We start from the raw sequence: 7,119 nt of genomic DNA, 5'->3' as shown, positions 1-7,119 counted from the left end.
GCTGTGCGGGCTCGACACCGCCGAACTGGTGCATCGACTCACACACCGCACCTGACAAGCATCAACGTGCACGACGACATGAACGACGATATTCACACCCGGCGTGTACATGCATTCACCGATCCACGAATAAAGGACCGCAATGAGCTTCGGCAAAAGAAACATAAACAGACCAATGAGTGCGAGATGAAAATCAAATAGATCACGGGACGAATCGAAAGATGCAAATTCGCATATGATGCAAGGTCCTAAACTTCCGCCAAAAGGTACGACGGAGCGGGAGATTTTCGAGGCGCGTATCGTCAGTTCGTATCGACGGAACCCGCGTGCTCTCTCAACCCTTGCGGCCGAGTTTGACTCAAACCCAACGACAATCCGCCGGATTCTGATTGATCACAACGTGCCGCGCCGCAAGCACCGGTGGTTCTCGGTTTTCTGATCGAGGTCGACCGTGCTGCTCGGGTTGCCAAGCTGCGCAGACCATTCGGGATACCTGGTTTCATACAGGTGATCGACTACGTATTGCGGTCAGGGAGGGGAGAGAATGTGATTCCTCGTTGGTTCTTTGGGCGCCGCCCCCGACTGGCAGGTGTCGTACGTGGGCGAAGACGGCATGCACGCCGTCTATGTGCGCAGTCTGAGTGGTGTGGATCTTGCGCCACCGCGGGTTTCCTTGGAAGGGATTGGTATCGGGTACCTGTGGTGCCGCGTTGCCCCTTCCGGGCAGGCATGGATCGACACGTGCGGTGTCATCAACGGATGTCCCCACCACGGCATCGACACGATGGAGATCCGACCGAGCCACATTGACGAGTTGAGTGCAGCGCTGAGCCCGCTTGAGGCGGCGGCCCGGATTATCGACGTGCGCGATCTGTGCTACTGCGTACCGGCTGGCCCGTGCTCATACCGCCCCATCATTCGAGAAGACAGTTCATGACGAGGTACTCACGTGAAACGTCGCGGAACGTACGGGCAATGTGCGGAACGGATCGACGTGCAGGTCTCCAGATGGTCCGCAGCACCTGATCAGGTGAATCTGGCATGTAGCCACGCGGCTACTCGAGGACCGTGCCTGCGCAGCCAGGCTCGTATCCAGAGGATCTGGAAGAAGACGACCACGAGGATGGTCGCGGTCGAATCGATGACGGCCGCCGCGGAGGACGAGCCGAGTCCGGTGATCGCGTTGCCGGCCAGCGTGATCGTCGCCGGCAGCATCAGCACGACGAACGCGGCGAGGCAGCACACCGTGCCGACCAGCAGCAGCGCCGCATACCAGCGCACGGCCAGTCGCTCCCGGCGCATCCAGTCGAGCGTCGGGTCCGGCCGGCGCTGCCGGATGACGCGGGACAGCCAGTACCGCACGTAGCTTCCGCCCTGCGCGTAGAGATTCGGGCAGCGGCTGAGGTCCTGCAGCACGAAGTACAGGTCGGTGCGCATGAATACCATGGCCTCGAACGGCAGCGACGTGATGATTAATACGATGACCAGTGAGATGGCCCCGCCGACCACGGCCGGCGGCTCGCTGAACGACAGCGCGAGCAGCCCGATCGCCGCGATCGAGAGCTCCAGCGCGACACCGCTGAGGTAGACGGCCATTCGCACCGGCCGGGCTGCCGACCAGACACCGCTGACATCGGTCTGCACCACGAGGAACTGCAGGCGGGTGCCCAACCGCATCCAGCCGGGCACACCTTCCGCGCGTGCCGTGGCCAGGTGTGCCAGCTCGTGGAGGAACACCAGCATCCAGCCGACCGCGGCGTTGACCACCAGCACGAGACCGGTGTGTTGGCTCCAGACCAGGTCGCGGTAGCCGGGCAGCACGCTTGGCCGGTGCACCACGGCGATCACGCCGGCGAGGAGCAGCGCGAGGACCGCCAGCGCCAACGCGGGGCTCAGCAGCCACCGGACGTGCTCGCGCCGAAGCCGCGGAAGCGTCGGCTTCTCCGTCGGACGATCGGGCGGCGCCTGGTCGTCCACGGCGGCCACGTAATCGAGCTCCCTCAGCTGGTCGGCGAAGTCGATGAGGTCGACCTCCTCGCCGAGCCGGTAGGCCGCCTCGTCGACGGACAGCCCGTCGCGGAGCAGCCGGATCGCGCGCACCCCCACCTCGGGAAGCAGGACGAACTCGCCGGTGTCGACCCGCCCGACGTAGTAGTCCTCGCCGTCTTGGCGGATGTGCAGCTCATGCAAGCGCAGCCGAGACGATCCGGTGACCGCTGGAGTAGCGGTGTCCTGAGTGGTCATGGCATGCCGGAGCACGCCGGGCAGTCGGCACGCCGCTCGTGATGAAGGCTGAACTGGTTCTGCAGCGAGCCGAGGTCGAATCCGTGAACGGTGCCGGAGGTGACCCGCGGAATGCCGGTGATGATGCTGAGCGCGAGGTGTGCGCCCAGGTTTCCGGCCAATGCCGCTGTCGCGGCGGTTACGGCGTTCGCTGGTGGTGTCTTGAGATCCAATTTCTGATCAACCGGTGCGGGTAGCCGTTCCGCGGAAGTCAACTTCGTGCAGCGGTGACAGGCACCTTGACCTGGAAGGAATGCGGTAGCCGTGACGTGTGCGCCACTGTATCCGCCTTCCACCCATGGGGTGTTCGACCGGAGGCATTCTTCGTTGACCCAGAGGTCGAGGTCATTCGGTGTATCGGCGCTGAGAACGAAAACGTCGCAGGCGTCAATCAGGTCGCGCAGGTCTTCCGGCCCTCGAATCTGCCGGTTCTCCCCGGTCACCGTGATGTCGGAATTCAGTTTGGCCAGTCGGGCGATCGCGGCGTCGGATTTCCGCTCGCCGAGATCGTCCTCGGTGTAGAGAAGCTGCCGGTTCAGGTTCGACAGCTCCACCCTGTCCATGTCCACGCAATGCAACCGCCCCACACCGCTGGCGCACAGCGCGAGCGCGGCCGCACCGCCAGTGCCGCCAAGGCCAAGCACGGTGACCGTGGCCGAGCGAAGGCGATGCTGGGCATGCCAGGGGTCGGTTCGTGGCGTGAGGTCGATCCCGCGATAGAAACCTTGACTTCGGGAGTAACGCTCGCGCTCACATTCGGACAGCAAGGTTGGCGCCTGCGCCGCGGCGTCCTCGAGGTATCCGGACTCGCACAGCTGCGATATCGCGTCCCGAATAGTGGGCGGATCCTCGTCCGGAAATCGATCATGCATCAATCGCATGATGTCATCGACGCCGCGGGTGCCGTCCATTGCCTGCAGCAGCGACCACACCGCTCCGGTGGGGTCGTCGATTTCAGCCGCAACCCCATAGACCAGACCTCCGATGCGAATCGCGCCGTTGGTGAGCCGGAGCGGCTTGGCCTCCGGTTTGACCCGTGGTTGGGAAAACAACATTCGACACCTCGTGTGGCCGCGACGGCCCGCGCCACGATTACTTCGCGGCGCGGGCCATTGTGCGCTAGTGGGTCTTGTCGTGGCTGGTCGAGGTGGTCTCGATCCGGTCCAGCTTGCGAATCTTGATCTTCGCCAGCCCGGCTTTCCGCTGCTGCTTCATCTGGCACCTCCTTCGCCGAATGCCTGTACGAGTTCCTCCTGGACCATGGCCGGGTCGTACCCCTGGCCGTAGGTCGGGCTCAGCCTGCATCAGGACGGAGACCTGATGGCCGGTTTCGACCAACCTCGATCAGCCTGTGCGCCGCCTGCGTGATCAGGTGCTGGCCGCGGCCCGCAGCAGCTCGGCCACCGTGGCCGCCTCGGCGGTGCCGAGCTCGGTGTACAGGGAGACCGCGCGCTGCCACGGCCTGCAGTTCGCGGAAGTCGAAGTCGGCCGCGATCTCATCCAGCTTGGCGTGTTGGAGCCTCCCTTGACGGAATCGCGCGAACAGTGATCCACCACGCCGGTCCGTCCTAGTACGACGGACCGGCGGCGAGTAGCTTGTCCGACCATCGCCGGGTGCCGAATGCTGCGGCTGGTGAGCTGTTCTGCCCACGGTGACTACGTGACAAGACTCCTTGCCGTCATCCGTGGCGGGCCAGTGCTTGCCGACTGCGTTGAGTTAGGACGCCGCGGCCCTGATCGACGGCGAGCACGACGAGAGCGAGGCCGCCGAGCGTCCAGCAGCCCGTGCCGATCAGGATCCGACGCCGCCCCGCGGTGTGCGCGCCTGTGGATCAACCGCCACCCCGACGGCAACCTGGACAGTCTCAACCTGTGCCGGCAGCCCGTGTCGTCGGGCGGGCGTGTGCCGGTCAATCAGGGGAGGGGAGTCTCGACAGGCGGTGCGCGATCTCGTCGGCTTCGGGGACGCCTAGCTCGGTGTAGAGGTGGTGTGCGATGGTCCAGTGTCGCCTGGCGCCGGCACGGTCCTTTGTCGCCAGTCGCGCGTGGGCGAGGCCGTCGTGTGCGTGGGCCTGCTGGTGGCGCATGCCCAGTTCCTCGGCCAGCGTGAGGGCCTGCTGGTGACAGTCGGCGGAGCTGGTGGTGTCGCCGGCGACGTGCAGCGCCGTGCCGATGGCGTTGAGGCTTTCCACCTCCAACTCGCGGTGGCCGTCCTCGCGCGCGATGGTCAGCGCCTCTCGATGGTGGCCGATCGCGGTCTCACCCTGCGTCAGCCGGCCGATCCGGTTCAGCGTGTCCGCCATGCCCAGCCGATGGCCGGTCCGCTCGCACGTGGCCAGGCTCTCGGTCAGGTACTCCAGCGCCGTCTCGTGCCGGCCGGTGCGGTGGTGTGCCTCGCCCAGGTTCGCGAGCACGTGACCCTCGGCGACCTCGTCCGCGGTCTCGCGCACGATTGTCAGCGCCGCCCGAAGGCAGTCGAGGGCCTCCCTGTGTCTGCCCAGCTGCAGCAGAGTGTTGCCGAGGTTGTCCAGGTGCCGTCCCTCGCCGACCCGGTCACCGCAACCGCGGGCTACGTCCGTCGCCTGCGCGAAGTAGTCCCTCGCGCTGCCGTAGTCGCCCAGCTGGTACTGCACTCCGCCCAGGTTGGTCAACACCGCGCCTTGGCCGGCGACGTCACCTTCGTTCTGGAATATCACAAGCGCTTCCCGGAACCGCGACACCGCCTCCGGGTATTGGCCGACGGCAAGGAACACGATGCCCAATCGGTTGAGCGAGCGGCCACGCGCGCTGCCCCGGCCGACCCGGCTGGCGAGCGTCTGCAGGAACTCGTTGTCTCGGTGGTGACCGGCGGTGTCGAGGTAGCGGAACAGGATGTGGGCCAGGTCGGTGGTCTGCTCGGGCCTGTCGTGGAGTGCCGCGTACGTCGCCGACGCGACGATGTTGGCTCGCTCGGTTCCGAGCCAGGCGGCGGCCTCGTGCCGGGTGCCGAACGTGGGGATCGCGTGTCCCGGGTCGGGAACCTTGGGTGCGCGTGGCCGTTCCTGTGGTGCGTAGACGTGCATCGCGCGTAGCGCCGCGTACCGGTAGTAGTCGAGGAGCCGGTCGAGTGCGGCATGCCGGGATGCCGGCGGGTCGGTGTCCCTGGCGCGGTCGGTGGCGAAGTCGCGGACGAGATCGTGCAGCTCGTAGCGGTCCTGATTGCGCTGGAGCAGCAGGTTACGGTGCAGCAGGTCGGTCAGCATGCCGCTGGTGCGGTTGAGGGTGGTGTCGTTCAGCGCGGCCGCGACGTCGGCGTCGAAGTCCCGGCCGGGGTGGAGCGACACGAGGCGCAGCAGCCGCTGGTGATCGGCGGAAACATCGTCGCAGGACAGCCGCAGGGCTACTGCGACGGCATCGTCCAGGCGGAGGTCGGTCCGCCGTTCGGCCAGTCGGTCGGCGTGGTCGGCCAGGCTCCAGTCGGGCATCGCCCGGATCCGGGTGGCGATCAGGGACAGGGCCAGCGGCAAGTGCCCGACCAACTCGCCGATCCGCGTCGCGGATGCGGGCTCCTCGGCCACCCGATCCGTCCCGATGATCACGCGAAGGACGTCCATGGCGTCGGTCGGGGTGTAGACGTCCAGTGGGAGCACCGACACGTGGTGTTTCGTTCGCGTGCCGGTAGGCAGCATCCGGTTCAGCCCGGTCAGACGGTTCCTGCTCGTGACCAACGTCAGCGTGGCGGTGCCGGCGGGCAGTATCGGCGCCACCTGGTCCACGCCGGCGGCGTTGTCGAGCACCACAAGCGCGCGCCTACTGGCCATCAGCTCGCGGAACATCGCGGACCGGCCGGTGAGGTCCATGCCGGCGAGCTGGCTGCCCGCCACGCCGAGCCGGCGGAGGAACCCGTCGAGCACTGCGGCCGGGTCGGCCGGTGGGCGGTGCGGGTCGTAACCACGCAGGTCCACCCACAGCTGCAAGTCGGTGAACCGGCCACGGCGAACCAGCGTGTGCGCGGCGTGCAGCGCGAGGCGGGTCTTGCCGACGCCGGCCATGCCTTCGAGCGCGGCGATCACCGCGGTGCCGTCGTCGACGGTGTCGATCTCGCCGTGGAGGTAGCCCAGCTCCTTGGCGCGCCCGGTGAATCCTGGCGGGTCGGTCGGCAGCCTGTCGGCGATGGAGACGACCGCGGCCTCCGACTGGCGCGCGGCCACGGTCTGACACGCCTGGCGCCACTGTTCGGTGTGGACATCGTCGTCGAGCAGGACCCGGGCGACATCGACCACCAACTCGGCGTCGAGCCGACTGCGACCCGGTTGCAGGCAGCGGTACACAGTGTTGTACACCGGCAGCTCGGCGACCCCGCGCTCCCTCCGGGATCGCACGACGCGCCGGTGCAGCTCCCGGTAGGAGATCCCGGCCCAGGCGCGCAGTGACCGCAGCTGCCTGGTCAGCGCGTCGACCGTGTCGGCACCGACCGGACTCGGCGCGGTTGTTCCGAACTCGTCCGCTGACACTCGCCCTGCCCCCACTCAGGCGTCCGTGCGGCCGGATTGTAGCGGTACGAGCAGAAGCAGCGAAGCGTCGACCTTACGCCACCTGGTCGAAGTTTGCGCCCGAACAGCGGGACTGTTCCAGGATCGGCACCTCTCTGTGTCAAGTGGTTGGTGACAGAGAGGAAGCCCAACTTGTTGGATCTTGGGCAGATGATCGTGGTCTGCAGCCGTGGTCATCTAGTACGACAGCCGCACTTAGATGATCTTGGCTGGTCAGGGTGTCGATGAACCCTTGCTGATCGTGTGGGCAGCCGCCTCAAGATCATCAGGTTGTGACACAAGAGATCGGTGAGGCGGCTGCGGC

Annotated in this window: 6 protein-coding genes; 3 read left to right on the top strand and 3 right to left on the bottom strand. The window is 66.4% G+C overall.

Going from position 1 to position 7,119, the window contains the following annotated elements:
- Positions 1 to 201, top strand: a 201-nt coding sequence (locus ACRDTB_RS36525) for a hypothetical protein (RefSeq protein WP_431436824.1), incomplete at its 5' end; no start/stop codon positions are given.
- A 397-nt stretch (positions 202 to 598) separates the two neighbouring features.
- Complete coding sequence (locus tag ACRDTB_RS36520; protein WP_431436823.1) at positions 599 to 937, top strand: hypothetical protein; 339 nt, start codon at positions 599 to 601, stop codon at positions 935 to 937.
- Positions 938 to 1,026: 89 nt separating this feature from the next.
- Here ACRDTB_RS36520 and ACRDTB_RS36515 read toward each other — a convergent pair whose 3' ends face one another.
- Both ACRDTB_RS36515 and ACRDTB_RS36510 read right to left on the bottom strand, forming a co-directional pair.
- Positions 1,027 to 2,190, bottom strand: a complete 1,164-nt coding sequence (locus ACRDTB_RS36515) for a hypothetical protein (RefSeq protein WP_431436822.1) — start codon at positions 2,188 to 2,190, stop codon at positions 1,027 to 1,029.
- A 50-nt stretch (positions 2,191 to 2,240) separates the two neighbouring features.
- Positions 2,241 to 3,338, bottom strand: coding sequence for a HesA/MoeB/ThiF family protein (locus ACRDTB_RS36510; protein WP_431436821.1), 1,098 nt, complete (start codon positions 3,336 to 3,338; stop codon positions 2,241 to 2,243).
- A gap of 296 nt (positions 3,339 to 3,634) precedes the next feature.
- On the opposite strand from ACRDTB_RS36510, the gene ACRDTB_RS36505 reads away from it, so the two are divergent.
- Entirely contained in the window at positions 3,635 to 3,832 is a 198-nt protein-coding gene (locus ACRDTB_RS36505; RefSeq protein ID WP_431436820.1) for a hypothetical protein, read from the top strand.
- A gap of 361 nt (positions 3,833 to 4,193) precedes the next feature.
- On the opposite strand, the gene ACRDTB_RS36500 is transcribed toward ACRDTB_RS36505, so the two are convergent.
- Entirely contained in the window at positions 4,194 to 6,776 is a 2,583-nt protein-coding gene (locus ACRDTB_RS36500) for a tetratricopeptide repeat protein (protein WP_431436819.1), read from the bottom strand.
- Positions 6,777 to 7,119 lie beyond the last annotated feature (343 nt).

The organism is Actinophytocola sp. (assembly GCF_050699935.1).
GTDB lineage: Bacteria > Actinomycetota > Actinomycetes > Mycobacteriales > Pseudonocardiaceae > Actinophytocola.
Note: the sequence above shows the minus strand (reverse complement) of the source record. Positions and strands in the feature narration are given on the sequence as shown.